Source organism: Nonomuraea lactucae, from assembly GCF_003313395.1.
In the GTDB taxonomy this organism is placed as follows: domain Bacteria; phylum Actinomycetota; class Actinomycetes; order Streptosporangiales; family Streptosporangiaceae; genus Nonomuraea; species Nonomuraea lactucae.
The window spans coordinates 1-26,602 of the sequence record NZ_QNFZ01000080.1 but is presented as its reverse complement, the minus strand read 5'-3'; the positions used below and the strand labels follow the sequence as shown (position 1 = coordinate 26,602).

Below are 26,602 nucleotides of genomic sequence, written 5' to 3'. Positions count from 1 at the left end.
GCAGACGATGGATGCCGCATGGCGGATCGAGGTACACGGAACCGTGCAGGGCGTCGGCTTCCGGCCGTTCGTCCACCGGCTGGCGACCGCCGTCGGGATTCGCGGGCACGTCAGAAACGCGGGTGGGCACGTCGTGATCTCTGCGAGCGGGACGCCGGCCCGCCTGGAGGAGTTCGTCTCCGGCTTGCAGAAGGTGCCACCCAAGGCGGCCCTTGTCCGTGACGTGGTCGTCACTCCCGGGACGCTCGATCAGGAGGCCGTCGGGTTCGAGATCGTGGAAAGCAAGGCCGTGGCCGGCGCCACCCGAGAGATCCCGCCGGATCTGGCCACGTGCGCCGACTGTTTGCGCGAGCTGTTCGACCCGGCCAACCGGCGCTACCACTACCCCTTCATCAACTGCACGGCGTGCGGTCCCCGGGCGACGATCATTGAGGACCTGCCGTACGATCGGGCCCGCACCTCCATGCGCGGCTTCGAGATGTGCGCGGCCTGCGCCGCCGAATATCACGACCCGGCGAACCGGCGATTCCACGCAGAGCCGATCGCATGTGCGTCCTGCGGGCCTCGGCTGTGGTTCTCCAGCCTGTCGGGGGAGGCGGCCCTGCGGGTGGCGGTAGACATCCTCGCTGGTGGAGGCGTGATGGCGGTCAAGGGGCTGGGTGGGTTCCAGCTCGTCTGCGATGCAATCGACGACGAGCCCGTGTCCCGGCTGCGGCAGATCAAGGCGCGCGACGCCAAGCCACTGGCGGTCATGGTGCGCGACGCGGTCACCGCTGGTTCACTGGCCGACCTGTCGGAGGCCGACCGCCGCCTGCTCCAGGATCCATCCGCGCCCATCGTCCTGGCTCCCCGGCGGCATGGCGTGCTGTCGCCGGGCGTCTGCCAGGGCATGCCGGACATCGGGCTGTTCCTGCCGTACACGCCGCTGCACCATCTGCTCCTGGACGCGCTGCGCCGCCCTTTGGTGGTGACCAGCGCCAATCAGGCCGACAGCCCCATGCTGATCGACGATGTCTCCGAGCTGGACGTGGACGGCGTGCTCACCCACGACCGGCCCATCGTGGCCCGCTACGACGACTCGGTGATCCGTTCGTTCGGGCCGAGTGCCACGACGATCCGCCGCGCCCGCGGACTGGCGCCCGCCCTGCTGCGCCTCCCGGTGTCCTGCCCGCCGCTGGTGGCGGTGGGCGCCCAGCTCAAGAGCACGTTCACGCTGGCCGACGGGCATGGGGCGGTGCTGGGACCGCACATCGGCGATCTGTCCGACGCCCAGACGTTGGAGGCGTATGAGCAGGCACTCGACCATATTCGCCGCATCCACGCCATCGAGCCCGTGCACGCGGCGCACGACCTGCATCCCGGCTACCTGTCGACCCGGCTGGCGCGACGCTGGCCGAGCCGGACCGCCGTGCAGCACCACCACGCGCACGTCGCCGCGGTGGCCGCCGAGCACCACCTGGAGCCGCCGTTCCTGGGCGTGGCCTATGACGGGCTCGGCCTTGGCGACGACGGCACGTTCTGGGGTGGCGAACTGCTGCTGGCCGGCTACACGGGTTATCGGCGGCTGGGCCGCTTCTCTCATGCTCCGATGCCCGGCGGGGCGGCGGCCGTACGTCGGCCCGCCCGCATGGCACTCGGTTACCTGCTCGGCGGCGAGACCACCACAGGCCCCATCCCCAGCGGTCTCGCCGCCGACCTGGCCGATGCTGACGTCATCGGCCGCATGATTGCGCAAGGCGTGAACTGTCCGTTCGCGTCCAGCGCGGGTCGCCTGTTCGACGCCGCCGCCGCGTTGCTGGGGCTGTGTGCGGTGAACGGCTTCGAGGGCGAGGCCGCGATGCGTTTGGAGCAGGCCGCCACCGCCTACCCTGGCGCCGATCCACTGGCCTGGCGGCTGGAGCGGCAGGGTGGGCTGTGGGTGTATGACGGCGTGGCCACGCTGCGGCACCTGCTGCAGGCCAAGGCCGACGGTGAGCCGGTCGGCCGGATCGCCGCCGCCTTCCACGCCACTATCGCCGCCGTGACGGTGCTGTTGTGCGAGCGGGCCGCGGCCGAGCACGACGTCACCCAGGTCTGCTTGTCGGGCGGAGTGTTCCAGAACCGGTTGCTGGCCACCGCCGCGCTCGCCCGGCTGTCGGCCGCCGGGTTCGAGCCGTATATCGGCGAGCAGGTCCCGGTCAACGACGGCGGGATCAGCTACGGCCAGGCGGCTGTCGCGGCGGCGAGGCTGTCACGTTCGTGAGCCGCGACGGCGAGCGGGGGCGTCGTCATTCCGGCTTGTCGGCCTGCAAGCGGGCGGACAGGGCGGCGGCCTGGGTGCGGCGTTGCATGTTGAGCTTGGACAGCAGGTTGGAGACGTAGTTCTTGACCGTCTTCTCGGCCAGGAACAGCCGTTCGCCGATCTGCCGGTTGGTCAGGCCTTCGCCGATCAGGTCGAGGATGTGGCGTTCCTGCTCTGACAGCGCGGCGAGGGGATCTTTTCGGGCGGCCTGGTCGCGCAGGCGCTGCAGCATGGCCGCGGTGGTCTGCGGGTCGAGCAGGGACTGGCCCGAGGCCACCGTGCGCACGGCTCCGACCAGGTCGGAGCCGTGGATCTGCTTGAGCGCGTAGCCGGCGGCACCTGCCATGACCGCGTCGAACAGGGCGTCGTCGTCTGCGAACGAGGTCAGCATCAGGCACGCCAGCCCAGGTAGCCGGGAGCGGACCTCCCGGCACACGTCGATCCCGTTGCCGTCGGGCAGCCGCACGTCGAGCACCGCAACGTCGGGCTTGAGCGCGCGGATGCGGGCGATGGCCGACTCGGCTGTCCCCGCCTCTCCGATGACCTCGATGTCGTCTTCGGAGTCCAGCAGGGCGGCGACTCCGCGCCGGACGACCTCATGGTCATCGAGGAGGAACACACGAATCATGCCTCCGAAGTTAGTCACACGATCCAGCATCCCAGAAGAGGCCGAAGTCTTAATCCATGCACGCTGAGGTATTTGGACGCCGACGCGGAGCCTGCTCCGCGCGATCGGCTGAGCGCCATCTGGCGCGGATCGGCACTCCCTTGCTGACCTACTGACCTCCGAGCAGGAGCGGGCGCCCGCTGGACCTCGCAAGGAAGTGGGGAACCCGAGCTGAAAGCGGTGCCGCCGACGGGCGAGACGTCGCCGACGGAGCGTGGACTGGCCGAGGAGGCGGGACGGAGCCGACCAAACTCATCGCGCTGCGCCGGCCTCAGGGATGCGCCACCCTTGAGGTGATCAAGGATCGCTGGCCTCGCTCGACAACGGGCTGGCGACCCGCCCAGGCGTTGATCATGCGGTTGCGGTTCGGGCTGGACGGGCACGCTGAGCACTCCAGCAGGCCGGCGCGCCAGGAGTGCCGGACGTCCCGGCCTGGAGGCCGAAAGTCACTGCCAGGCCGCATCGCGGAAAGGCGAGGCTGGCCGACATGACTACCGTGTCCCGGGCCAGGCCCGGGCTGACCGCTGCCGAGGCGCGGACCCGGCTGGCCGCCGACGGGCCCAACACGCTTCCGGCTGCTCGTCGTACCCCTCCGGTGATGCTGCTCCTGCGCCAGATGGTGCATTTCTTCGCCCTGCTGCTATGGGGCGCGTCCGGGCTCGCTCTGCTGGCCGGGATGCCGCAGCTGGCCGTGGCGATCGTCATCGTGGTGCTGCTGAACGGGGTGTTCGCCTTCGCCCAGGAGTACCGTGCCGACAAGGCCACCCAGCGGCTGGGCGAGCTCATCCCGGCCAATGCGGTGGTCCGCCGGGACGGCAAACGTCTGCTGGTCAGCGCGGCCGATCTCGTGGTCGGCGACGTAGCGCTGCTGGAGGCCGGCGATCGTGTCTCGGCAGACCTGGAGTTGACGGCAGTGCACGCGCTCGCCGTCAACGAGTCGATGCTGACCGGGGAGAGCCGCCTGGTCCGCCCCGAGACCGGGGACCGCGCTCACGCGGGCACGTTCGTGGTGGAGGGCCAGGCGGAGGCCGTCGTGACCGCCACCGGCCCGCGCACCAGGCTGGCCGCGATCGCCAAGCTCACCCGGGAGGCCAGCCGGCCGCCGAGCCCGCTGGCGGTGCAGCTCGGCAAGGTGGTCAGAATCGTCGCCGGGATCGCGCTGGCGGTCGGGGTGGCGTTCTTCGGGCTGGCCCTGCTGCTGGGCATGGAGCCCGGGCAGGGCTTCCTGTTCGCCATCGGCGTCACGGTGGCCCTGGTCCCCGAAGGGCTGCTGCCCACCGTCACCCTCTCGCTGGCCCGTGCAGCGCAACGCATGGCGGCCAAGAATGCGCTGGTCCGCCACCTGGAGGCGGTCGAGACGCTCGGCTCGGCCACGTTCATCTGTACTGACAAGACCGGCACGCTGACCCGCAACGAGATGACCGTCGCCGACGTGTGGACGCCCGCGCATTCGCGTGCCGAGGTGATGCGCTCGGCCGTGCTCAGCTCCACCGGCCGGCTGAGCGACGGCAAACCGGTCGGCGACCCGATGGAGGTCGCCTTACACGTGGAGGCGCTGAGGCTCGGCGCCGACCTGTCGGGCGAGATCACCCGGCGCTTCCCTTTCGACCCGGTCAGGCGCCGCGCCTCCGTCGTGGCCGACGGCCGCTTGCACCTCAAGGGCGCGCCGGACACCGTGCTCCCGCTCTGCGGCGACGTACCGGGTGTGGAGGAAGCACTGGCCCGGATGAGCGCGCAAGGGCTGCGAGTGCTGGCTGTCGCCCGGGCGGACGGGACAGAGGAACGCGATCTGACCTTGCTCGGTCTGATCGGGCTGTACGACCCACCCCGGGACGACGTGGCCGAAGCCATCTGGAAGTGCCGGATCGCCGGGGTCAAGCTCGCCATGGTCACCGGCGATCACCCCGGCACCGCCCGCGCTATCGCTGAGGAGGTGGGCCTGCTCGGCCAGGACGAACTGATTGTCACCGGCGCCGAGTTGCCCGGTGACGACGCGGCGCTGGGCGAGCTGCTCGACCGCGACGGTGTGGTCGTCGCCCGCGTGACGCCCGAGGACAAGCTGCGCATCGCCCGCGCCCTGCGCTCGCGCGGCCACGTCGTGGCGATGACCGGCGACGGCGTCAACGACGGCCCCGCGCTGCGCGAGGCCGACATCGGCATCGCCATGGGCGCCTCCGGCACCGACGTCGCCCGAGAAGCCGCCGACCTGGTGCTGCTCGACGACCACTTCGCCACCATCGTCACCGCGGTCGAACTGGGCCGCGCCACCTACGCCAACATCCGCCGCTTCCTCACCTACCACCTGACCGACAACGTCGCCGAGCTCACCCCGTTCGCCGTCTGGGCGCTGTCGGGCGGCACCGTCCCGCTCGCGCTGAGCGTGCTGCAGGTGCTCGCCCTCGACATCGGCACCGACCTCCTGCCCGCCCTCGCCCTCGGCGCCGAACCCGCCAACCCCCGCACGATGCAGGGCCCGGCACGCACCGGCAACCTCGTCGACCGCCGCCTGCTGGTCCGCGTCTTCGGTGTCCTCGGCCCTGCCCAGGCACTGGCCGAGATGGGCGCCTTCGTCGCCGTTCTCCTGCTGGGCGGCTGGCAGGTCGGCACCGTCCCGAGTCCCGCTCTCCTGGCCGCCGCATCGGGGACGGCCTTCGCCGCCGTCGTGCTCGGCCAGTTCGCCAACGCCTTCGCCTGCCGCAGCGAATCCCGGTGGATCGGACGGCTGCGCTGGCGCACCAACCCGCTCCTGCTCGGCGCGCTCGCCTTCGAGGCGGTCATGCTGCTGCTCTTCCTCGGTCTGCAGCCCCTCGCCGGGGTGCTCGGCGGCTCGTTCCCGCCGCCGATCGGCTGGGCGCTGGCCGCATTCGCGATCCCCGCCATGATCCTGGCCGACGCCGCCCACAAAGCCCGGCGAGCCAAGCGGGTGCGAAGCGGGTAGGGACCAACGTCTCTCAGGCGATGCCCCTGATTGTTTCCCACGCCTGCCCTACCGCGAACCGGAGGAGGAGGCCAAGGCACATCTGCGCAGGGCGGCGGAGCACGTGGTGTGGCAGGGCGCCGCCCGCGCCAGCAGCTCGGGTGTTCGCGTCGAGACCCGACCTGTAGAAAAGGCCCCGCCGCCCAGCGCCTCGTCGAGCTCTCCAGCGGCGCCACGCTCGTCGTTGGCTCCCGCGTCCTGAGCGCACTGAGGTTTTCTCGTGCGCCCAGCAGAACAGGAGGTGAGCCGTGACATAGCGGTGGATCTTGCTGTTCGTAAGCTCGTCGTCGCTTGCCGGTGGAAGTCCGGTCCGGGTAGCTACCAGGAGGCCCGGTAGCAGGCTGGCGGCTTCGTCTGGAAACGGGCGGGGTCGAAGCCCAGCGTCATAGGCCCTGTTCATGGGGGAGCGACGATGCGGTCCGTAGCATGAAGCGAAGCCTGCGGCGGTCGGAGCCGGGAAGTGGGCGGGTCCGGGTGGGCGTCGGAGGCGGCGGTAGTACCGCTATTGGCCGGCCGGACAACACAACCGGAGGTGAGGGAAGGGCCGCTGCTTCGTCGATGCGCAGCGACTGTCCAGGGAGGGGCCCGGTGAGTGCCGGTCAGGCTAGTCCCGCCGGAAGGGATCAGGGGAGCCGCGGGTTCCGCGTGATCCGGTCCGTGCCCTGCAGCATGCGCTTTACCGGGCGGCCAAGGCTGATCCCGGACGGAGGTCTTCATGCGCTGTTCGACAAGGTCTGCCGCAGAGACGTGCTGCAGCGCGCGTGGGTTGCGGTACGCACCAATAACGGCGCACAGGGCATCGACAAGACCACTGTGGCCCAGGTCGAGGAGTACGGAGTCGACCGGCTCCTGGAGGAGGTGGCTGTCGAACTGCAGGAGCGGCGGTATCGGCCGTTGCCGGCGCGGAGGGTTCTGATCCCGAAGCCGGGGCTGAAGGATCAGTATCGCCCGTTGTCGATCCCCGCTGTTCGGGATCGGATTGTGCAGGCGGCTGTGAAGATCGTGCTCGAGAGTCGTCTACCTCCGCTACCGCGTGGCGCGCTAGCCGGCTCGTCCGCCGAGCCCTAGGAAGAGCAGGCCAGCCAGTGAGGTTCTCTCAACGGAGATCATATTCCACCGGCCGTTGAGGACGAGGGCGGCGCGGGCGATGTCGCCTATCCGGCTCGGGCTGAGGGTGACGTGCTTGAGGGCACGCTAACGCTCTTTCAGCTCCGCCGCGGTGCGCTCGCCGAGCGCTATCCGCTGGAGCCGCCTACCGGAAGCAGCCGCAGGGACGGCGTGCCGGCCGAGGCGTACCCACGCGAGGTCGTACCCACGGACCCGGACTTCTGCGAGCCGCCGCACACGGGGGCAGCGCCGCCTTCCACCCGCAGGTGCTGGAGATGTATCACCTGCGCGAGGGGCGACGTGGACGCCGGGCGGGAGGCACGGCGGCTGGCCGAGCTCGCGCTGCGTCATCTGGAGGCCGGAGCGGTCACGCTGATACTGGTCGGTGGCCCACCTGGGAGCGGGAAGTCGACGCTCGGCAGCACGCTGGCCAACCGGCTCGGCTACACGCTGCTGCACGGCGACCAAATCTCCAGGGAACTGGCAGGACTCGACGCGAGCGCGCCCTATCAACGGGGACCGGCGGTACCGGTCCATCCGCCACCGGACACCCGCGAACGACGCCAGCGCCAGCAGGGCCGTCGCCGCACCCCTCATCTGGAGGGCCCCTCGCTTCCAGGGGCTTCGGGGCGGGTCGCCCGGAGATCGGATTCGCTGTCGCGTCGGCCTGACGCGCTGGCGCCGACCGTACGGCGGTGACCTTGTACTCGGCGCGAGGTGACCGTGTCCGCGTGATCAGAGGTGAGGGCGTTCACCCGGCTGGCCGTGCAGTGGAAGGCACAGAAGAGCTGGCCGGGTGCGGCGGCGTCCGTGATGCGGGCGGGCAGCGTCGCGTGTCCGTGGCGGCTGGCCACGGTCACCAGGTCACCATCGTGGCGCCAAGCAATTTCGTTATGTCCGTTTCCCGGGTATCGGCAGCGGATGCCCTTAGGTGGGCTGCGAGAGTCGGATCATGCCGGCGGGAGGGCGCATCTAGTGCACGATCGCGACCGGACAGCGCGCATGCCGCAACATGGCCGCCGGCACGGAGCCGAACCGTCCGTGCGGGTTCCCGACGACCACCAGGGTCGCGTCGGTTACGGCGGCGAGCGCCTCACTCGCCCGTGACTGCGTCGTACGCGCCTCGATCAGGACCTTCGGCTGCTTTTCCCGCCACGGCGTGAGGGCCTGCGCCATCCAGCTATTGGCCGCGTTCCGAACGGCCAGAGGATCAGGTATCGGCAACGTCATACCTCCCCACGCAACCGGAGGCTGGTGCCAGGCGTGCACCACCAGCACCGGGAGGCCGCGCATGGCCGCTTCCGCGCAGGCGAAGCCGAGCACCGCGTCGGCTTTGCCGTCGTCCGCCAGACCCACCACGATCGGCCCTTGGTGAGGCCTGCGAGGCAGCGAGCCCCTCCCGCGGACGACGATGACCGGGCACTGCGCGTGGGCCGCCGCATGGGCTGCCACGGACCCGGTCACCGCCCTGGCCACAGCGCCCAGTCCCCGGGAGCCGACCACGAGCAGTCCGGCATCGGCCGACAACTCCTCCAGGCGCCCGGTCGCCGAGCCCTCATACAGGTCAGGCCGCACGTCCAGACCGGGAGAGCTGGCACGTGCGCAGTCGGCGCCGTGCCACAGCACGTGCTCGGCCGCGTGGCGCAGCGAGTCACGGGCCGCCTGATCCCCGTTGCCATACGGCCACTGCCACGCGTGGCAGACGGTGAGGGGAAGTTTTCGCAGCTCGGCCTCGTCAATGGCCCAGTCCAGCGCCTGCATCGAGTAGTCGGAGCCGTCATAGCCGATGACCACGCCCCTTGTCTCGTTCACATTCCACTCTTTGCAGACCACAGCGCCGTACGGCAGGCCACAACGGCCTGGCCTAGAAGGCTTTGCCTTTCCCAGTCAAAGCTTGACCCAGATGGCCGCCACTCCGCGACGCGCCGCAGAGTAACCAATGCGCCGGGCAGCGCCGAGTTTCCGCTCGGCGGGCGCCGCTCGATCCTGAAAGCGGCCTTTCCAGTGGAGCTCAGGAGGTCCGACATGATCATTGTGTGAGTCGATGGATCGCAGGCCGGGCTCGAGGTGGTCAGCGGGGCCGCCAGGGAAGCGGCGCTCCGAGAGGTGCCGCTCATGGTGGGCCATGCCATGCCGCGATGGGTGGTGAGATCGGGGACGGGCGTTATGCCGAGGTGGCGAAGTGGATGCGTGAGGGCTGCGCCACCGTGCTCGCCGCAGGAGAGGATCGGGCCTATCAAGAACGACCGAAGGTCGACGTGGTGACGACGGCGCTACCCTGACCGCGACGTCGATGGTGTGGTGTGCAGTCGTCATCACGCCCCCCGGCCGCCGACACTGGATGGCCTGGAGTTCGGTCTCCAGCTCGGCGATACGACGTTCGGCAGCGGCTAACCCGGCCTTCTCGCTGCTGGGCAGGCCGGGCTCCAGGCCACGGTCGATGCGGGCTTGCCGCCGCCAGGTGTAGATCGTCTGGATACTGATGTCCGGGTCACGGGGTAGATCGGACACCGTGCGTCCTGCTTCGAGCAGGTCCAGCACCTTGCGCCGGAACTCCGGCGGGTGGCCCCGTCGTCCCCATGCCACTTTCCTCTCATCGAGTGGCATGACAATCCAGCAATCCACCTCCACGTAACACGGGCCACACCAGCGGGCGAGTTGTCCCAATGTGAGATTCTCACATAACTCGGCTTCAACCCCCGCGTCCGGCTCGCCGCCTGGACGATCGCCCAGAAGGCAAGTGAGCAGGCACCTCCTTAGCGTCGCGGCGCGGCAGGGTTGAGCCATGGAGCGTCCGGGCGCCATGGACGCTCCATGGCCGGCGGCGGTCGTACCGCCGCGCCTTACGCCTCCTACTCAGAGGGTGCGTAGAGGTTCGCCGTCGAGGAATATGACGTGGGTGTTCAGGAAGGCGCCGAGCCCTTCAGGGCCGAGTTCGCGGCCGTAGCCCGACTGCTTGACACCGCCGAAGGGCACGCCGATGTCGATCGTGATGCTGTTGTTGATGTTCACCGTGCCGCTATTGATCTTGCGGGCCGTCTGCAGGGCGTGGTCGAAGTCCTCGCTGTACACCGCGCCGGACAGGCCGAACTCCGTGCCGTTGGCGATGCGGACGGCCTCCTCCTCGTCGCGGTAGGTGAGTACGGTCAGCACGGGGCCGAAGATCTCCTCCTGGGCCACCCGGGCCCCGGGCGAGACGTCGGTGATGATCGTGGGAGCGATATAGAAGCCGGTATCCAGACCGGGCGGCCGGCCGCCGCCAACGGCGAAGCGGCCGCCTTCCTCGGTCGCGGAGGCGAGGTAACCCATAACCCGCTCGTAGTGCCTACGGGTGATCATCGGGCCGACATCGGTTTTCGGGTCACGGGGGTCGCCGACAACGAGGGCGGCGAACGCCTCCGCCAGCGCGCCGACGATCTCGTCCTTGCGGTGCTCGGGCACAATCAGGCGGCTGGGGTTGGTGCAGACCTCGCCGTTGTTGCTGGTAACGCCGGGCACCATGGTGTCGACGACCCGCTGTAGCGAGGCGTCGTCGAGCACCACCGCCGGGGACTTCCCGCCCAGCTCCAGGGTGAGTTGCTTAAGGGTGTCCGCAGCCGAGGTGGCGATGGCGCGGCCGACCGTGGTGCTGCCCGTAAAGGTGATCTTGTCGATGCCGGGGTGCCGGACCAGGAGGTCGCTCTCGGTCGGCAGGGCAGGGAGGATGTTGAGCACCCCTGCGGGCAAACCTGCCCGCAGGGCGGCGTCGGCGAAGTAGCCGGCGCTGAGCGGGGTGTCCTCCGAGGGCTTCATGATCACGGTACAGCCGGCGAGCAGGGCTTGTGGCAACTTGAAGGCCGCCAATGCCAGCGGGGCGTTCCACGGCACGATCGCCGCCACCACGCCCACCGGCCGCTTCTCGATGCGCGCGGTGACGCCGGTGACGCCGACGCGCTTCTCCACCAGCGGGAAGGTGTTGGCCAGGCCGGCGTAGTAGCGCAGCATGGCGGGCATCGTCAGCGCCCCGCCCCTGCTCTGCCCCAGAATGAGCCCGGTCTCGGCAACCAGCAGCTCAGTCACCGCCTCGGCGTCCTTCTCCAGTTCCTCGGCGAACCGGACGAGCACGGCGGCGCGCTCCTGGATGGACATGCGGGGCCACGGGCCGTGGTCGAAGGCGGCCCGCGCCGCCGCCACCCCGGCGTCGATGTCGGCGGCCGAGGCGGCGGCGGCAGAGCCCACCGGCTGCTCGGTGGCGGGGTCGATCACAGTGAGGCGCTGACCGGTGGAACCGGGCCGCCACTTGTTGCCGATGAACAGCTCACGCTCGGTGACGAAGGCGGTCCCGGCGGTCGGGGTGATGGTCAACTCAGAGTCCTTTAACGAGAGGTCGAGGTAGATAACCGGTTGTTTACCAATGAAGCCACAGGCATGCCTTTTTGTCAACAACCGGTTATCTACCTTAGGCTGTGACCATGCCCTACGACTCCGCGGCGACGCGGGCCCGGATCCTGAACGCGGCGATCAACGAGTTCACCGTGTACGGACTCTCCGGCGCGCGCATCGAGCGGATCGCCGAGGCGGCCGACGCCAACAAGCGCTCCATATACGTCTACTTCGGCGACAAAGAGGGCTTGTTCACCGCCGCCCTCCACCGAGTGATCACCGAGCTGATCGAGGCCGTCCCGCTGACCGAGGACGACCTGCCGGGGTACGCCGGCCGGATGTTCGACTACATGGTGGGCCAGCCACAGGCCTTGCGCATGCACCTGTGGCGCCACCTCCAGCGCCCGTCCGCCGGGCCCGACGCGGCCGAAGTCTACGCCCAAAAGATCGAGGCCATGACCCGCGGCGGACCAAGCGAGGCGACCGGCAACCTGCCGGCGACCGACCTGCTCGTCCTGGTCATCGGGCTCGCCCAGAGCTGGCTGATCAGCCCGGTCGATCTGCTCACCGCCGCGGGCGGTGGCGATCCGTACTCCCCAGAGCGCCTCGCCGCCCACCGCGCCGCCATCGTGGAGGCCGCCCGGCGGCTGTGCACCCCGCGCTAGATGTACTTGGCCGAGATCTTGGTGATACGTGGCGTAGGTAGTTGATCAAGAAGAAGACCCCCGGTCGTAGTGGAGTTGCTGACTTCGCCAACGCATGGAGGTCTTGATGGGCCGCGCTAACGCCCTGCTGACGTTTCATGGCAGATGTTTGCTGGTACGCCGTGTCGTGTTCGAGGGCCGCCCGGTCACGCATGCCCGCCGAGCTCGGCCACCGGCCCGGGCCAGCCGGACGGCCTATCCGCACCGACGCCCTTGGCCACCACGACGAGACCACCACCCGCCTCCTCACCGAGATCGGCGGAACGTGGAGCAGATACGACGCTCCTCCAGGGAGGAGTATCGCGCCACCCCATCGGAGCCCAGGAGTGAACAAGGACGTCACCCGTGTCCTCCTCGCCGGGATCGAGCGATGGAGATCCATGACCCGCGACGCGGTGGTCAGCCGTCGGGTTCGGCTGTTGCCGTTCGGCGCAGGTCGGATGCGATCTCGCTCAAGCCGGAAGGGAACAGCCCATCAGCGAGTCGAAGTGAGGTATGAGCGTCGCGCCCAGCGACGCTGCCGTCGAAGCCCTCCAGCCAATCAGCGACGCGAGTCAATGCGGCCTCGGGCAGGCGAAGAACATCGGCGACCGCGAACCCGGCAGCGTCACGGCGTAGAAAGCCGCGCGCCTCGTCGGGACCGAGGCGGATCGTCTGCCTGGTGGGGACGAACCCGAGACGATGGATGGCCAGACCCAGCGGATCGCGGTGATCCTGATGAACGTAGGCCATGATCGGTTTAGGATCCGCGTGGGTGACGGCGGCGATCGCGACCATGCTCAGCGCCACGCCGAGGCCCAGCCCACGCATGGTGTCAGCGAGGTAGAGCCCGCCCAGCTCCCATCGGGGAACGTCGTCGACGTGCTTGCTGTCGGGCTTGACGTAGCAGAGTCCGGCGATCCCGATGGGCTGCTCCAACGCGAACAGTTGGCGTGCATCGACGACATGCCGGAACGTTTCGGGGGCAAGGGGCAACAGAAACTCGCCGAGACTGGCCTGATGAAACGCGAACGCGGCGTCGCGGTTGGCGGCAGTGACTGGAGCGATGCTCAGTGTCCCAGTCATACGCGTGCCCAAACGATCGCTCCATGAACTTGGCTGCGGTGGAGCACATCCATGAGTGATCCGGGTGACCGTTCCCGGTTAGCCACCTTCGGCCTGCGCCAGCCATTCGTGTCCCGGTGATGTGTGTAGGTCATCACGCACTCTCGGTGGTTACCGTTAGGCACCTGCATAAATCCGACCTTCCCTTCCGTAACAAATGGAACAGGAACATCTTAACTTAAGCACCGCATGCAGTAGGCCGATGGGCGAGAAGCTGTGGGACCCGTCACCATCACCAATCATGACGACGACGATCAACCCGCTTCTCCAAGTAGACGGATTTTGTCACGGCGTTGGAGTCCGGTCGCGAGAGCAACTATTGACAGCGACATTGGCCATCAAATGGCCTGTCAGATGGGCAGCTGATCAATGCAGCATCCCAGCGTGCAAAGACCGCTATTTTGAGGAGTAAGGCATGACCACGTGGTTCATCACCGGCGCTTCGCGAGGTTTCGGACTGGAGATCGCCCGCCAGGCGCTGGAACGCGGACACAACGTCGTCGGGACCGCACGTGACCACGAGGCCGTCGAGAAGGCGTTGCCGCAGTACCCAGACCGGCTACTCGCCGCCGCGCTGGATGTCACGGAGGAGAACCAGGCCCGCGCCGCCGTCGCGGCCGCGACGGCGGCGTTCGGGACAATCGACATCCTGGTCAACAATGCTGGGCGCGGCGTGCTGGGTGCGGTCGAGGAGGCGTCGGATGCAACGGTCCGCGCAGTTTACGACACGAATGTGTTCGGTCTCCTCAACGTCACCCGTGCTGTTCTGCCGGTGATGCGCCGACAACGGTCGGGCCGCGTGCTCAATCTCAGCTCGCTCGGAGGATTCAGCAGCTCCGGCGCCTTCGGTATCTACTGTTCCACCAAGTTCGCCGTGGAAGGGATCTCCGAGGCGATGCATCAGGAGCTGGCACCTCTAGGGATCGATGTCACGATCGTTGAGCCGGGCAGCTTCCGCACCGACTTCCTCGACGCCAGCAGCCTGCACATCGAGGACACGGTCATCGGCGACTACGCGCACACCTCCGGCGTCCTGCGTAGTGCGATCCCCGCGATGAACCACACCCAACCCGGTGACCCGGTCAAGGGTGCCGCAGCCATCCTCGCGCTCGCGAACGCGGACACCCCACCCCTTCGCGCCCAACTCGGCAGCGACTGCGTCGCGGCGTTGGAGCAGAAGATCGCACAGCTCCAGCAGGAATCCGCAGCCTGGCGGCGCCTGGCACTGTCCACCGACCACGACGACACCAAGACGGCGTCCTCGGGCCCTGGGTGAGTTCGGCGGTGATCTCGACGAAGTAGGAAGAAGTAGAGGGAGAAGGTCGTGCGCCGCCGCCTACCAGCAGTGCCCGCCCAACGAGTACAAATCCGGGAAGCCACGGCTTATTTCTCTGCGAGCCCTTACCACGTCACTTGCCGCTCATGTCCGGTCAACCTCGTCCGTCGGAGTCGCACCGGTGTGGTCACGGTCGTCGAGGTCGATCGCGTCCGTCTCCGCTTTCCACAGCAAGTCGCAGATCATCTCGAGGCCGCGGGCCAGGTGTCGCCGGTAGGTACTAAACGGCAAGGAGAGCCGTTCGGCCGCGGCCTCCTGGGTAGGGGCGCCACGCAGGTACGTCGCTATCAACACTCGGTGCGACTTCGCCTGACGGGAATCGCTGCCGATCGTCTCCAGAGCGGCGGACAACACCTGCCGGATGCCGGTGACGGCGTCAACGCCTGCCCTGTCCCGCACGATTCGGCTGCGGACCAGGTCGCTGTCCGACAGCAGGTCCGGTCGCCGCCAGGAACGCAGCGCCAGCCGGACCGCCTGATCGAACTCGGTACGGGAGAACGAGGTCGCTTGGCGGCGTCGCCAGGTGAGCGGAAGACCGCCGACCGGGCGCTCTCCCGGCGGTTGCGATGCCGCCTTCCAGCATTGCGACACAAGAACGTACTCGCCTGCACCGACGCGTACCCGTCCGGCGTCGCGCTGCGGCGGGAACTGGCCGAGCAGGGGCGCCCAGCATCGCGGGTCGGGGGTAACGATCGTCGTCCAGAGGAGCGAGTCGTCGCGCATCAGGGTCGCCGCGCACCGCAACTGCATGAGGTCCATCGCTTCGGACGGCCCGTGGTAGGAGTTCGGGTCCACGCAGAAGCGGACGATGCTCATACGGTTGTCCGGCTCCAGCGGCATCGCCCGGCGCGCGTGCGACCAGGCCGTGGCGACGACGGGGTCGGTGGCGAGGTCCTCGGCGGTCGGCTCGGCCAACCGCAGCCGGCACAGGAACGCGACGGCCTGCGCATTCCCCGGCCGGCGGTAGACGGTGAAGGCCCCCGGCTGGCGATCGAGCCAGTACTGCACCAGGCGCGCGGATTCCGGACCCTCCGTCTCCGTCGCCATCCGCAGCACCTGCTGGCGGTCGCCGGCACGCCAGCCGTGCTCCTCCAGTTGCGCTTCCCGCATGCGATGAAACGCCGAGGGGGCCGTAATCCTGCGGCGTTCGACGAAGAGGACATTGGCTACCAACGGCAGAACGGCTGCCGCGGGCGTGGTCCTCGCCCGCTGGACGAGGTAGTCGCGCACCATGGCTTGCGTGGTGTCGAACTGGCCGCGGCCACGCCACCGTGATTCGATCGCGACGACGTTGCGGACCACACCGTCCGGGAAGATGCCGTGGGCGTCCGACCGCATGAATGGTTGTTGGCGCAGCCATTCGAACAACTGGGCGTCCGCGCCCGGCACCGTGGCCCGGAGCAGTTCCTCGTCCGTCCACAGGGCGTGGGCGCAAACCCGGAGCGCCTGTCGATGCTTGGGCGAGGGCAGTACGCCGACGACCCGGTCGAAGATCGCGTGCGACATCGCCAGGCCCAAGGCCTCCTCCGGAATCGGACCGGCCGACAGGAGTTGCGCCGCCACCCGGAGCGCCAAGGGGTTTCCGCCGCATAACGCGTGGACATATGCCCGCAATTCGTCCGGTATCCGCTGGGTACCGAGCAAGGCGTCCGCCTCGGCCCCGGACAAGGGGTCGACGGCGCGAATGGCCAGCAGGCCACTCCAGCTTGGGTCGGCCTGCCACGCTACAGCCGGCGGCCTGCTCGCGGCCACGACGACCAGAGCGCCGCGGGGAAAGGCCGGCAGCACGGTGGCGCGCAACCAATCCTGCGGGTTCTGCAGCAGGTCAAGATTGTCGATCAGTACGATCGGGCGTGCTGCGCTTGGAGTCTGTCCGCCCGCAGCACCGGCCAGGTCGCGAGCGGCGTCGCCCTGGGCGGTGGCATCGATGGATATCACCAGGCGCCGGGTCTCGTGGGCTTCGTCGGCGAAACGCTGCAGCAACGTCGACTTGCCGATACCGCCGGGGCCGTGCAGATACAGCACGGTGAACGATCGCATGTCGTCGTCGAGAACGGCGTTGAAGGCGGCCAGGTGGTCGGCGCGACCTACGAACGCGTCCAGGCGAGCTTCGCGCAGCTGGCGTTCCAATGCCGTCGCCGGGTCTGCGGCCGTCGTGGTCTTCGTGCCGACGTGATCGGCGCCGAGTACGTCCTCCTCGCTGAGACGGAGCCGAGTGCTATGCGCCTGCAACGAATCTCCCTCCGCTCTCAGCGACCATGGGCATTCCGATCTGATCGGCGCCGCGCTCAGCCGCCGCCTGTTGGTCGATCCCCGACGGTTCACCGTAGGCAAACCATGGCTCAGCATGCGCCCGCTCTACCGAGCAGCGCGAACGCCGAACGGCCGAGGTCGCCGCCGCCACCTCGAAGACGACGTCGATCTTCCCGACCGCCGTGCGGATCTGGTCCGGCCACCCCGGCTTCAGATAGTCCACGCACACCTCCCCGCCACTACTCTTGCGCGACCGCCGCCCTGCTCATAGCGGCTCATAACGGCTGCGGCAACCACACGAGCGCCCGCCTTCACGGCGGGCTGCGCCAGCAAGAAGCCCACGCCCCCGGGCGGCGGCGGCCACCGTCAGGGCTCAATCGCCGCGACGCAGCTCGGCGGCCCGGGTAACCCGGATAAGCGGTGCGGCGGTTCGCCCGTCCGCAAGCAACAATACAGCGCCGCCGCAGCTCGACGATCGCGCTCATTCGGCCACGGCCCGCTCGGCTGCGTCCGGCGCAGGACGTAAGGGTGCCGTTGGCGGCGATTACGAGCGCGTTCACGGCGAAGCCTCTCGATGGTGCGAAATGTGGACACGCCACGGGAGGCGTACGACACGCTGCCGGACAGCAAGCGTGTCATCAGCATCGGTGATGGCGGGTGCCGCGACGGATGTGACCAGCACTGTTCGAGGGGATTGACAACCATGACGTACACGATGGCCTAGCATGTCCCGGATGAACGTCACCCTGCGACCCATGCCATCAGCCGAACTGTCAGCCTCGCTTGCCAGGATCCGCGAGCGGTATATCGCGGACCAGGTCTCGTCCGGCATGGAACAGCAGGCCGCGGAGCGGATCGCAAGTCAGCAGCTCGACGAGTTGTTTCCGAACGGCCAGCCGGCACCGGGACAGCACATGTTCCGCGTGGACGTCGACGGCCTGCCGGTCGGGGAACTCTGGATCGGCGTCGGGCCGGATGGTGATCCCAGCCGGTGGTGGGTGTGGGGAGTGGAGGTTGAGCAGACGGCACGTGGCCAGGGCATCGGCCGGCGCGCCATGCGGCTCGCCGAAGAAGAGGCGCGGGCGCACGGCGCCACCGAACTCGGCTTGAACGTCTTTGGCAGCAACACGGTCGCACGATCGCTGTACGAGTCGCTTGGATACGAGACGACCGCGATCAGGATGCGCCTACCGCTGTAACCGGCGCCCCGCCGCGCGGTCGAGGTCACCGTTGGCCTGACTGGGCGTTTGATTCGGCTTGGTGGTGGCAAGGGCGGACTCGTATATCGATGTTGGTGAGCACGATGTTCCGCTTGTCCGGTGCCGGCCGGGCGTTGATCGAAACCCGACTGACCGCGTGGCGCCAGGCCCCCAGGGCACGAGCTGATTCCTTTGCGGTGACGAGTGAGCGGGTCGATCCGGTGACGTCGATGACGACCTTGCCGAAGAGGTGCAGGGAGCCGAGGGCCTGGTAAACCTCCGGCAGGATGTGGAATGGGATGCGCCGGTCGATGACCGGGTGGATGCCGTGGCGCTGGATGAAGTCGCTCAGGTCCCCGTGCATCCGGGCGCTGCCGATGGCGACGCAGAGGCACTTGTTGGTGATGCCGGCACCGACCGTGTTGACGACCTTGGTGGAGCCGCCGGACAGTTCGGCCAGTCGCCCAGGCCAGCCCGGGTCAGTCATGGTCACAACGCCGGCCGCGCCGACCTGCCGAAGCCGCTCGCCCTTCGCCCGGCTGCTGGACGGCCGCGAACACGCGGCCCCGGCCACCTGCGCCAGTTGCAGCGCGAACAGTGACACCCCGCGGGTACCGACGACGACCACGCGATCGTCCGCGGCCGAGGTGCCGGCGTGTGTTGGCCGCATACGGACCGACGTAGGGCCGGCCGCGGTACTCGGGGCCATCACCAGGGTGTCACCGCGGCTCACGGGACCAGCCTGACTTCCAAGCGCTGGCTGAGGCGATGGCGGTCCACTGTTCAATGGACCGCCGGTAGCCCGGATCCAATGGGCACGTCGAGTGATCTGTTCCACCCTCGGGCGTGGGCCGGCCAGGGTGGACGCCGCTTTGAGCAGCGGATGGCCTGTGGGGTGACTAGTCAAGCCGGACATGCTGAAAGCATGGGCAAACCTACACAGGGGCCGGCTGCCAACGCAGCACCGACGAGCCCCGCGACCACGCGCGCGCTGACCATCCGCGACCTGCCGGGCCCACCCGGCGTGCCGCTGTTGGGCAACCTGCCCGAGTTCGTTCGCGGCGGGGTACCGCATCGGGTCCTGCACGCCTGGTGCGACCGGTACGGGCCGACGTTCCGGGTGAAGCTCGCCACCGGGCAGGCGATAGCGACGGCCGACGCGAAGGTGATCAATACGATCCTGCGTGAGCGGCCGGACGGCTTCCGCCGAGATAGCCGGATGGCCAATATCCTGGACGAGCTCGGAGGCCACGGCGTGTTCAGCGCCGAGGGCCCGAGATGGCGCCGCCTGCGCCGGATGGCGATCCAGAGCCTCAACGCCGCGTACCTACGGGAGTACTTCACCACGATCGCCCGGGCGACCGAGCGGCTGAAGCGCCTTTGGCTGGCCGCAGCGGTCGCGGGCGAGCGGGTTGCGCCGCTGCGGGACCTCAAGCGGTACACCCTGGACGTGACCGTCGGCCTGGCGATGGGGCACGACCTGAACGCGGTGGAGCAGCGCGGCGACGGTCTGCACAGCCGGATATCGCTGATCTTTCCCGAAATCGCCCGCCGCATAACCGCGCCGGTGCCGTACTGGCGGGTCCTGCGGCTTCCCCGCGACCGGCGGCTGGACGCCACGGTCCGGGAGATCGGCGACCTCGTGCATGACCGCTTCGCCGACGCCAAGCGGCGGATGGCGACCGGCGCCCCGCCCACCAACTTCCTCGAGGCGCTGGTGGCGCCGATCGAGGGCGAGGAGGCGTTCACCCAACGCGAGCTGCTCGGCAACGTCCTCACGATGCTGCTCGCCGGCGAGGACACCACCTCGTCGACCGCCGCCTGGGCGGTGCACTATCTCGCCGAGCATCCCGAGGTGCAGCACCGGGTCCGGGTCGAGGCCGACGAGGTGCTCGGCGACGACGAGTTCGCCCCCGACCCAGCCACGGTCGGGCGCCTGAGGTACGCCGAAGCCGTGGTGAACGAGGCGACCCGGCTGCGCCCGGTCGCCCCGTTCCTGTTCCTGCAGTCGCTGCAGGATGTGGTGATCTCCGGTACCGCGAGGGATCTGCAGGTCGGGCGCGGGACGCCGATCATCGCGCTGTTGGTCTACGGAGCCGACCGCGACACCCGCAGGTTCCCCGACCCGCAGGCGTTCCGGCCGGAGCGGTGGCTCGACGACAAGACCGCGGCGGGGCCGGACACTCAGCCGTTCCTGCCGTTCGGCGCCGGTCCGCGCTTCTGCCCTGGGCGAAACCTCGCCATGCTCGAGGCGACCCTCCTCACCTCCATGGTCTGCCGCAACTTCGACCTGGAGTCCGACACGGCAGCCGGTCCGGTCGGTGAGCGCATGGACTTCACCATGTCCCCGAAGAACCTCCGCATCCGGCTGCGGCCTCGCAAGGTCCCGCCGGCGGCGGGCACGCCGCGCGCCACCACGCAATGATCGGCATGATGGCCGACGCGGACATGGCCGCGATGAGGTCCGCGTGCAGCAAGGCCAGCGGCGCCCACCCGCTTCAAGTCGGGGTTCTGTGTCCTGAGTCGGAAATACGTCGACAGTACGAGAGCGTCGAGGATCTCTTCAGGGGTCTTCGTCCAGACGAAGGGCTTGGGGTGCTCGTTCCAGGAGGCGATCCAGGCGCTGTGCGATTAGGGCCTGTACGGAGTTGAGATCAGCAGGATTCACCTGTGCTTGGCCTGCGATCCTGGTAGGCCATCGCCATGGCGCGTGGAGACCTCAACGATGAGGAATGGTCCTTGGTTGAGCCTTACCTGCCGTTGGGCGAGCGCGGCCCGATTCCGGATTTGCGGCAGCAATTCAACGCGGTGATGTGGCGGTTCGTACCGGCAGTCCGTAGCGGGCACCAGCAGCGGCGCCGACAGGGGGGTGAGCAGGGTCGATGACATCATGGAACGCCTGGCCCTGACCCGTACGCCACCCGCCGCGCCCGCGCCCTGTCACAAGGCAACCTGCAGCGCCTGGCCCTGGCCAAGGCGCTGCTGCACGCCCCCGGCCTGCTCATCCTGGACGAGCCCGTCAACGGCCTGGACCCCGCCGGCGTCGCCGAGATCCGCACCCTGCTCGCCGACCTGGCCCACCAGCACGGCACCACCGTGTTCCTGTCCAGCCACCTGCTGGCCGAAGTCGCCCGCCTGGCCACCCGCATCGGCATCCTGCACCACGGCCGCCTCATCGGCGAACACGACGCCGCGCAGCTGGAAGGCCACCGACGCCGCCATCTGCGCCTGACCACCCGCGACGATGACGCCGCGGCGGCGGTGCTGCGCGCGCACGGCTACCACCCCGAACCCGCAACGCCCGCCGATGATCCCGGCGGCTCCAGTGCCGCTGAGGGTGGGCTGCTGCTGTCGGAGGAACGCGCCCTGGCACGGCCGGATCAGGTCGCCACCGTGCTGGTGCACGGCGGCGCGCCGCCCTGCGGGCTGCACCTCGAGGAGGAAGACCTGGAGACCTACTTCCTGCGCACGATCGGCCAGCTCCCACCCACCCTCCAGATCCAGGGCGAGCGGCCCCGGCAGGCAGGATTGGCCGGGCAGCTCGCAGAGGAGGGGAGCCGGGATGCGTGAGGCACTGTGGGCCGAACTGCTCAAGGTCGCTCGCAGCCGCCTGCCCTGGGCCACCGCGCTGGCGTTCACCATCGCCGCGCTGGTGTGCGGCATGTTCATGTTCATCCTCGCCGACCCGGCCCGCCACCGACCTGCTCGCCGTGCCCACCACCCGCACCGCGGTGGTGGCCGCGAAGTTCGCCGTCGCCGCCTGCTGGGCGCTGCTGCTGGCCCTGGCTGGGCCTGCTCATCGGCGTCGTACTCGGCCTGCCCGGCTGGTCGGCCACGGTCGCCTTCTCCGGTCTGGGCCGTCTGCTGGCCGCGGCTACCTGGCCGCCGTCGGCGTCCTGTTCGGTCTCATCTTCTGCGCCCAGGTGATCGCCGCCCTCGGCTACGGCGCGCTCTTCCCGTGGTCGGTACCCGGCCTGTATGCCGGCATCGCCGGCGCTGGCCAAGACCCGCCCGGACTGGTGGGCGTGCTGCTGGTGACTTTCACCGGTGTGGCCGGTGCCGTCACAACCGCCCAGTGGTGGAACCGTGCCGATCACACCCGCTGACTCGCACCCACCGCTCACGCCCGTTGGCCGTCAGCGATGATCCAGCAGAAGGCGACCAGCAGCGCCCCATGCTCCAGCAACCCGGCAGGGGCCGGGCGCAGCACGCCGGCCACCTCCAGCCGGTAGGCCAGGCCCGCAGCGACGGCGAAGACGATCACCAACGGACCGGAGATGCGCGAGTAGCGCGCCCAGGCACGGCTGCTCTGGCCCACGCGCCGGGCCAAGACGAAGGCGGCCGCGCTCAGGCAGGCGAACAGCGCCAGCCCGATCAACCCATGCACCCGGACCACCACGGTGAACACCTCGGGCTGGCCAGGGGGTATCCCAGGGCAGGGTCGGTGGGGATCACACCCGCCGCGACGAGGGACGCGCCGCAGGTCGCCATCAGGATCGGCCCCCACCTCGCACCGGCGCCGGGCGACAGCGCGCGGCGCAGCCCGGTGACGTGTGATCACCGAGAAAGACCACGACGGCGGCGTGCGTCTCCTTGATCTCCGCCCACGGTCTCATGGATCTCCCCTTCAGGGCCTCATGCCTGCTGGTCGGCCACGGACCACGATGACGGGTGCCCGCGCGTGGTGCAGCACGGCGTGAGCGGTGCCGCCCAGGCCGAGCAGTGCCTGCGACGCGCCGTGCGAGGCCCCCACGACCACGACGTCGGCCTCCGCCGAGGCGTCGGTCAACGCCTTGGCCGGGTGCTCGTGCACCACCTGCTGGACGACCTCGACGTCCGGGAACCTCCCCCGCCACCCAGCGAGGACCTGCGCCAGCAGCAGCGCCTCCTCCTGCCCCACGGTCTCGATGTCGTAGACGGCGGGATCGACGGACCAGGGCGTGACCGTGCCGGGGTGCGTCCAGGCGTGTACGGCGCGCAGAACGGCACGCCGCAGCGCCGCCTCCCGGAAGGCGAAGTCCAGCAGGGCCTCCTGGCCGGATCGCCCCGTGACACCCACGACGACGGCTCCGCGCTCGTCGGCCGGCGGCTGCCTCACCACGCCCACCGGGCACGGCGCCCGCGTGGCGACGTGCCGGCTCACCGAGCCGAGCAGCAGCTCGGCGAACCCGCCGCGCCCGCGGCTGCCGACCACGAGCAGTTGCGCCCCCTCGCCCTCCTGGACGAGCACGTCCCCCGCCGGCCCGGCGACGATCCGCGTGCTGACCTCCAACCGCGGCCTGCCAACCCGGGCGTGGATCTCTGCTTCCTTCAGCCGCTGCCGGGCGGCGGCCTCGCCCTCGACCTCCCACCCGGGCGGCTCGGGGACGAGAAGAGTGTCGATCGACCAGCTCGGCGCGGCATGGACGATGTGGAGAGGGGCGTCACGGATCCCCGCCTCCCGCCCGGCCCACCCCACGGCCCGCAGCGAGGACTCCGATCCGTCGAACCCGACGACGATCGGCTCTGTCATAGTCGTCACCTCACACGCTCCCTCGATCCACGTCGCGCCGGAACCCTGTCATGGGTATCGCCGTTCCGGAGCGGATTAGGCCACCGCTCGCTACGGCCCCGAACTTGGTCTCGATGTTGGATCACGCCTGCCGTCCTTTCCTCAGGAAGTCCCTGAGCCGGTCCTGTGGCCAGGTGTTGATCACCTGCTCTGCTGAGAGCCAGCAGCATCCCGCCGAAGGCGCCGTGCAGCCGGCCGTCCAGGCGTCCCCGGTCACCCGATGATGATCAACGCTGTGGCTACGTAGACAGTGATGGACAGCAGGTCCTGTACCACCGTCGCCAGCGGCCCCGATCCGAACGCGGGATCGCGGCCGAGGCGACTGAGCAGCCATGGCAGTCCCATGGCCAGCACCGAGGCCACCGAGCAGGCCGCGAACAGGGAGACGGCCGCCGTCAGCGCCACCCGCGCATCGCCGTAAAGCAGCGCGAACGGCAGGAAGGCGGCGGCCATGACCGTACCGATGATCAGCCCCGTGACGGCCTCGCCGCGGGCGAGCCGCCGGATCGACGCGCCCACCGACAGGCCGCGCACCACGACCGCCTCGGTCTGCGTGCCGACGGCGTCGGCCAGGTAGACCACGCCGGGAAGGAAGAACGCCAGGACGACGTTCGCGGAAAGCCGTTCCTCGAAGGTGGCCAGGATGCCCGTGGAGGCCATCGCCCCGGCCAGGCCCAGCAGCAGCCAGGGGATGCGATGAGCGAAGCGCCTGGCCACCGGCTCCTCCGCGGCCGTCCTGGCCAGGCTCGACCCTCGCAGGTACCCGCCCAGCCGGGCCATGTCCTCGTCGTGCTCCTGGAGCAGTACCCGCAGCAGTCGGCGGCGGGGAACCACCCCCACGAACCGTCCGGCTGGATCGACCACGGCCAAGCTACTCTCGCCGTGCTGGACCGCGTGCCAGGCCGCCACCTCCTGGTCCACACCCGGCGCCACGATCGGCGGATCTCGGTCCGCCAGCTCGGCCATGGCGGCGTCGCGGTCGGCGGCCAGCAGCCGCTCTATGGCCACCAGGCCGTAGAGCCAGCCGTCCCGGTCACGGACCACGATGTCGGAGGCGCTGTCGTAGCGCGTGCCCGCCATCCGGTCCCATGCCTCACCCGCGGTCGTCTCCGGTGCGAACACCGGGACCGCGGTCACGGCCTGGCCTCCCGCGGTGTCGGTGAACCGGGGCGGCGACTGTGGCTGCTCAGTCAACATCCGCGCCTGCCTGCGCGGGGCCCGCCCTGGCAGAGCGGGCCCGAAGGATGATCAGCGCTGGGTTTCGACCTGGATCCGTCTGCCCTCCTGTTTCTCCTCGGCCAGCTTCACGCTGACCTCGAGGATTCCCTTGTCGTAGACGGCGTGGATGTCCTGCTCGTCCACGCCCGGCGGCAAGGTGATGGAGCGCGAGAAGCTCCCGTACCGGAACTCCGTCCGGTGCTGCTCCTTGAGCTCCTCGCGGCGCTCACCGCGGATGGTGAGGACGCCGTTGCGCACCGTGATCTCCAGGTCCTTCTCCGGGTCGATGCCCGGCAGCTCGGCCCGCACGACGTAACGGCCGTCCTTGATGTAGTCCTCGAACCTGATCGGCTGCTGGGAGCGGACGGCCGGCCAGTCCAGCCAGTCGAACAGCTCTGGGAACAGGCCCCCGTGCTCCCGGCGTACTGGCGTGCCCATGTGCACCTCCGTGGGTCTTCGGGCGATTCCTGCTCTTCCATCTCACCCCTGGGCAGGTGATCCGCGCAGGGGCGGACGTCATCGAGGCACAGGGCCTTTGGGCCCACTGTGGGCACCACCCCGTCCGGATGTTCGCCGCCTTCACAAGGGGCCCAAGGTCCGAGTGCCGGTGAGCCGTACGGCCCTGTCGAGCTCGTCGTCGCCACCGTTCACGCGTGCGAGCGGGGCACGCTCGCAGGCGGCCTTCAGATCGCGAACCGGCGCGCGGGTCCCTAGCCCTTGAACCCTCGGGACTTTGTGCCCTGCCGGTGGGAAGGGGCAGTCACCGAGGATGGGCAGGAGGTGAGGACCATGGGTGGATCACAGAGGGTCGTCGTTGGCTACGACGGTTCTGACTTCTCCATGCAGGCCCTGGAGTGGGCGCTGGACGAGTGCGAGCTGAGAGGCTTGCCCCTGACCGTCACCCACGCTTGGCGTTGGCCGTACGGTGAGGCCTCGCAGGAGGCGAAGGCGCACCTGCGCAAGGCGGCCGAGCACGTGCTCTACCACGGCGCGGATTGTGCCCGGTCGTCCAGCTCGGTCACCGATGTCGTCGCCGACCTGTACGAAGGCCCGGCGGGCGAGCGGCTCGTGGAGTTGTCGGCAGACGCTTGCCTCGTCGTGGTGGGCTCGCGCGGGCTGGGCACGCTGGCCCGGTCCGTCGTCGGCTCCGTCGCCGCTTATGTCGCGGCCAACGCGCTGGCGCCCGTGGTCGTCGTGCGCGGGCCTGGCCCGATCCCCGCGGAGGCGCACCCGGGTCCGGTCGTGCTGGGGCTGACACCCGACACTCCCGACGAAGCGGTGGAGTTCGCCTTCGCCGAAGCCGCGCTACGGAGGCTACGGCTGACCGCCCTGCACGCGATCCATGCGCGTGGCACGACGTGGGCAGTGGACCCCGACCGGTTGGAGGGGGAGGCACATGAACAGATGGACAAGCGCCTGGCGCCCTGGCGAGGCAGGCATCCAGACGTCCATGCCGAGTGCCGCACCGTCACCGCCCCGGCACGGGAGGGCCTGCGAACCGCTTCGGAGGGAGCCAGCCTGCTGGTCGTCGGCGCCGACCACATTCGGCCGCCCGGCCTCCTGGGCACGGTTGCCAGAACGATGACCGAAACGGCGCTGTGCCCCGTCGCAGTCGTCCCCGAGGCCGGTAATCCGACAAAAGGTATTTGACCAGATTCTTTCATCGCATTGCACGGGGGAGTGAGGCACGCCCGTCCGGTAGCGGGAAGGTATGCGACCGTGGACCCAGCCGAGCGTTTCGATGCGTTCCGCGCGCTGGCCGACCGGCGCGGCCGGCCGGGAGCCGGGTTGGTCGAGTCCCTGGCCGCAGCGACGGCGGCCGCCCCGGCCGACGGTCCCGAGG

The 26,602-nt window shown here is 69.4% G+C and carries 23 protein-coding genes and 3 pseudogenes; 13 read left to right on the top strand and 13 right to left on the bottom strand.

The window, feature by feature from the left end; all coding sequences use genetic code 11:
* Positions 1-7: 7 nt before the first annotated feature.
* The gene (gene hypF, locus DQW85_RS06390) at positions 8-2,242 is read left to right on the top strand and encodes a carbamoyltransferase HypF (RefSeq protein ID WP_113699473.1); all 2,235 of its coding nucleotides are present in this window, start codon (positions 8-10) and stop codon (positions 2,240-2,242) included.
* Positions 2,243-2,267: 25 nt separating this feature from the next.
* Here the strand turns inward: hypF and DQW85_RS06385 are convergent, their stop codons facing one another.
* The gene (locus DQW85_RS06385) at positions 2,268-2,909 is read right to left on the bottom strand and encodes a response regulator (RefSeq protein ID WP_113699472.1); all 642 of its coding nucleotides are present in this window, start codon (positions 2,907-2,909) and stop codon (positions 2,268-2,270) included.
* Between the two features lie 526 nt (positions 2,910-3,435).
* Between DQW85_RS06385 and DQW85_RS06380 the strand changes: the two genes are divergently transcribed.
* The 3 genes from DQW85_RS06380 to DQW85_RS06365 all read left to right on the top strand — a co-directional run bounded on the left by DQW85_RS06380 (position 3,436) and on the right by DQW85_RS06365 (position 7,731).
* The gene (locus DQW85_RS06380) at positions 3,436-5,886 is read left to right on the top strand and encodes a cation-translocating P-type ATPase (protein ID WP_113699471.1); all 2,451 of its coding nucleotides are present in this window, start codon (positions 3,436-3,438) and stop codon (positions 5,884-5,886) included.
* A 684-nt stretch (positions 5,887-6,570) separates the two neighbouring features.
* Positions 6,571-6,993 carry a reverse transcriptase family protein gene (locus DQW85_RS06375; RefSeq protein WP_205314928.1) on the top strand — a complete coding sequence of 141 codons (423 nt, stop codon included), beginning with the start codon at positions 6,571-6,573 and terminating at the stop codon, positions 6,991-6,993.
* A gap of 339 nt (positions 6,994-7,332) precedes the next feature.
* Entirely contained in the window at positions 7,333-7,731 is a 399-nt protein-coding gene (locus tag DQW85_RS06365) for an AAA family ATPase (protein ID WP_240196968.1), read from the top strand.
* Here DQW85_RS06365 and DQW85_RS06360 read toward each other — a convergent pair.
* Together DQW85_RS06360 and DQW85_RS06355 are read right to left on the bottom strand one after the other, a co-directional pair.
* Complete coding sequence (locus DQW85_RS06360; RefSeq protein WP_240196969.1) at positions 7,626-7,886, bottom strand: molybdopterin dinucleotide binding domain-containing protein; 261 nt, start codon at positions 7,884-7,886, stop codon at positions 7,626-7,628. The two genes, DQW85_RS06365 and DQW85_RS06360, sit on opposite strands and share 106 nt — an antisense overlap.
* A gap of 118 nt (positions 7,887-8,004) precedes the next feature.
* On the bottom strand, positions 8,005-8,826 hold the full coding sequence (locus DQW85_RS06355) for a universal stress protein (RefSeq protein WP_240196967.1): 822 nt from the start codon (positions 8,824-8,826) through the stop codon (positions 8,005-8,007).
* A 344-nt stretch (positions 8,827-9,170) separates the two neighbouring features.
* Here DQW85_RS06355 and DQW85_RS46620 point away from each other — a divergent pair, with 344 nt between their 5' ends.
* Positions 9,171-9,314 (top strand): hypothetical protein, encoded by a 144-nt coding sequence (locus DQW85_RS46620; protein ID WP_240196966.1) that lies wholly within the window; start codon positions 9,171-9,173, stop codon positions 9,312-9,314.
* A 79-nt stretch (positions 9,315-9,393) separates the two neighbouring features.
* On the opposite strand, the pseudogene DQW85_RS48120 reads toward DQW85_RS46620, so the two are convergent.
* Positions 9,394-9,639: pseudogene (locus DQW85_RS48120) on the bottom strand (transposase); the annotation flags it as partial.
* 249 nt (positions 9,640-9,888) lie between these two features.
* The gene (locus DQW85_RS06345; protein ID WP_162794785.1) at positions 9,889-11,376 is read right to left on the bottom strand and encodes an aldehyde dehydrogenase; all 1,488 of its coding nucleotides are present in this window, start codon (positions 11,374-11,376) and stop codon (positions 9,889-9,891) included.
* A 107-nt stretch (positions 11,377-11,483) separates the two neighbouring features.
* Between DQW85_RS06345 and DQW85_RS06340 the strand changes: the two genes are divergently transcribed.
* Positions 11,484-12,059: a TetR/AcrR family transcriptional regulator gene (locus DQW85_RS06340; protein WP_113699467.1), complete on the top strand. Its 576-nt coding sequence runs from the start codon at positions 11,484-11,486 to the stop codon at positions 12,057-12,059.
* A gap of 438 nt (positions 12,060-12,497) precedes the next feature.
* Here DQW85_RS06340 and DQW85_RS44230 read toward each other — a convergent pair whose 3' ends face one another.
* Positions 12,498-13,175, bottom strand: coding sequence for a hypothetical protein (locus tag DQW85_RS44230; protein ID WP_162794784.1), 678 nt, complete (start codon positions 13,173-13,175; stop codon positions 12,498-12,500).
* A 442-nt stretch (positions 13,176-13,617) separates the two neighbouring features.
* Here DQW85_RS44230 and DQW85_RS06330 point away from each other — a divergent pair, with 442 nt between their 5' ends.
* A complete protein-coding gene (locus tag DQW85_RS06330; protein ID WP_113699465.1) occupies positions 13,618-14,478 on the top strand; it encodes an oxidoreductase in 861 nt (286 codons plus the stop codon).
* Positions 14,479-14,622: 144 nt separating this feature from the next.
* Here DQW85_RS06330 and DQW85_RS06325 read toward each other — a convergent pair whose 3' ends face one another.
* Positions 14,623-16,770, bottom strand: a complete 2,148-nt coding sequence (locus DQW85_RS06325) for an ATP-binding protein (protein ID WP_162794783.1) — start codon at positions 16,768-16,770, stop codon at positions 14,623-14,625.
* Positions 16,757-17,014 carry a hypothetical protein gene (locus DQW85_RS44225; RefSeq protein WP_162794782.1) on the bottom strand — a complete coding sequence of 86 codons (258 nt, stop codon included), beginning with the start codon at positions 17,012-17,014 and terminating at the stop codon, positions 16,757-16,759. The genes DQW85_RS06325 and DQW85_RS44225 overlap by 14 nt, the downstream gene beginning before the upstream one ends.
* 511 nt (positions 17,015-17,525) lie before the next feature.
* Here DQW85_RS44225 and DQW85_RS06320 point away from each other — a divergent pair.
* Positions 17,526-17,990 carry a GNAT family N-acetyltransferase gene (locus DQW85_RS06320; RefSeq protein WP_113699485.1) on the top strand — a complete coding sequence of 155 codons (465 nt, stop codon included), beginning with the start codon at positions 17,526-17,528 and terminating at the stop codon, positions 17,988-17,990.
* A 25-nt stretch (positions 17,991-18,015) separates the two neighbouring features.
* Here DQW85_RS06320 and DQW85_RS06315 read toward each other — a convergent pair whose 3' ends face one another.
* Positions 18,016-18,723 carry an MDR/zinc-dependent alcohol dehydrogenase-like family protein gene (locus DQW85_RS06315; RefSeq protein WP_162794781.1) on the bottom strand — a complete coding sequence of 236 codons (708 nt, stop codon included), beginning with the start codon at positions 18,721-18,723 and terminating at the stop codon, positions 18,016-18,018.
* Between the two features lie 192 nt (positions 18,724-18,915).
* Here DQW85_RS06315 and DQW85_RS06310 point away from each other — a divergent pair, with 192 nt between their 5' ends.
* The 4 genes and pseudogenes from DQW85_RS06310 (at position 18,916) to DQW85_RS06290 (ending at position 22,096) form a co-directional block, all read left to right on the top strand.
* Positions 18,916-20,415 (top strand): cytochrome P450, encoded by a 1,500-nt coding sequence (locus DQW85_RS06310; protein WP_162794780.1) that lies wholly within the window; start codon positions 18,916-18,918, stop codon positions 20,413-20,415.
* A 512-nt stretch (positions 20,416-20,927) separates the two neighbouring features.
* Positions 20,928-21,053: pseudogene (locus DQW85_RS46610) on the top strand (ATP-binding cassette domain-containing protein); the annotation flags it as partial.
* 198 nt (positions 21,054-21,251) lie between these two features.
* Positions 21,252-21,560, top strand: coding sequence for a hypothetical protein (locus DQW85_RS46605; RefSeq protein WP_240196965.1), 309 nt, complete (start codon positions 21,252-21,254; stop codon positions 21,558-21,560).
* A 140-nt stretch (positions 21,561-21,700) separates the two neighbouring features.
* Positions 21,701-22,096 (top strand): hypothetical protein, encoded by a 396-nt coding sequence (locus tag DQW85_RS06290; protein WP_205314925.1) that lies wholly within the window; start codon positions 21,701-21,703, stop codon positions 22,094-22,096.
* A 14-nt stretch (positions 22,097-22,110) separates the two neighbouring features.
* On the opposite strand, the pseudogene DQW85_RS44220 reads toward DQW85_RS06290, so the two are convergent.
* The 4 genes and pseudogenes from DQW85_RS44220 to DQW85_RS06270 form a co-directional block, all read right to left on the bottom strand.
* A pseudogene (locus tag DQW85_RS44220) lies at positions 22,111-22,481 on the bottom strand (DUF998 domain-containing protein).
* Positions 22,482-22,617: 136 nt separating this feature from the next.
* A complete protein-coding gene (locus DQW85_RS06280) occupies positions 22,618-23,502 on the bottom strand; it encodes a universal stress protein (protein ID WP_113699458.1) in 885 nt (294 codons plus the stop codon).
* 252 nt (positions 23,503-23,754) lie between these two features.
* A complete protein-coding gene (locus DQW85_RS06275; RefSeq protein ID WP_113699457.1) occupies positions 23,755-24,738 on the bottom strand; it encodes a magnesium transporter in 984 nt (327 codons plus the stop codon).
* A gap of 51 nt (positions 24,739-24,789) precedes the next feature.
* Complete coding sequence (locus DQW85_RS06270) at positions 24,790-25,197, bottom strand: Hsp20/alpha crystallin family protein (RefSeq protein WP_113699456.1); 408 nt, start codon at positions 25,195-25,197, stop codon at positions 24,790-24,792.
* A 351-nt stretch (positions 25,198-25,548) separates the two neighbouring features.
* Here DQW85_RS06270 and DQW85_RS06265 point away from each other — a divergent pair, with 351 nt between their 5' ends.
* On the top strand, positions 25,549-26,409 hold the full coding sequence (locus DQW85_RS06265) for a universal stress protein (RefSeq protein WP_113699484.1): 861 nt from the start codon (positions 25,549-25,551) through the stop codon (positions 26,407-26,409).
* The last annotated feature ends 193 nt before the right edge of the window (positions 26,410-26,602 follow it).